At 53.5% G+C, this 694-nt stretch carries 2 rRNA genes; both read right to left on the reverse strand.

Annotation, left to right across the window (positions count from 1 at the left end):
* Positions 1 to 211, reverse strand: a 23S ribosomal RNA gene (locus tag B6A27_RS18310); the annotation flags it as partial.
* A gap of 163 nt (positions 212 to 374) precedes the next feature.
* Positions 375 to 694: ribosomal RNA gene (locus B6A27_RS18315) — 16S ribosomal RNA — on the reverse strand; the annotation flags it as partial.

The following is a 694-nucleotide window of genomic DNA, read 5'->3' on the forward strand; positions in this document are numbered from 1 at the left end:
GGTACTTAGATGTTTCAGTTCCCCGGGTCTGCCCTCCATACCCTATGGATTCAGGTATGGATCCTGCCCCATTACGGACAGGGGGTTTCCCCATTCGGAAATCTCCGGATCCACGCTTACTTACAGCTCCCCGAAGCATATCGGTGTTTGTCCCGTCCTTCATCGGCTCCTAGTGCCAAGGCATCCACCGTGCGCCCTTTCTAACTTAACCAGTGAAAAGAGCTTCACGTTCCTTTCTTCTTACCTGTTATCTAGTTTTCAAAGAACCCTCTTGTTCGAAAGAACATGGAAATGTTCTCTCAAAACCGAACAAAACGAAAGCGTTCTTACGATCTAGCTTCGGCTGAACAGTCGCCTTCGCTTTTCATCCTTAGAAAGGAGGTGATCCAGCCGCACCTTCCGATACGGCTACCTTGTTACGACTTCACCCCAATCATCTGCCCCACCTTCGGCGGCTGGCTCCCGTAAGGGTTACCCCACCGACTTCGGGTGTTGCAAACTCTCGTGGTGTGACGGGCGGTGTGTACAAGGCCCGGGAACGTATTCACCGCGGCATGCTGATCCGCGATTACTAGCGATTCCGGCTTCATGCAGGCGAGTTGCAGCCTGCAATCCGAACTGAGAGCGGCTTTTTGGGATTGGCTCCCCCTCGCGGGTTCGCAACCCTTTGTACCGCCCATTGTAGCACGTGTGT

The organism is Anoxybacillus sp. UARK-01 (assembly GCF_002075365.1).
GTDB classification, from domain to species: domain Bacteria; phylum Bacillota; class Bacilli; order Bacillales; family Anoxybacillaceae; genus Anoxybacteroides; species Anoxybacteroides rupiense.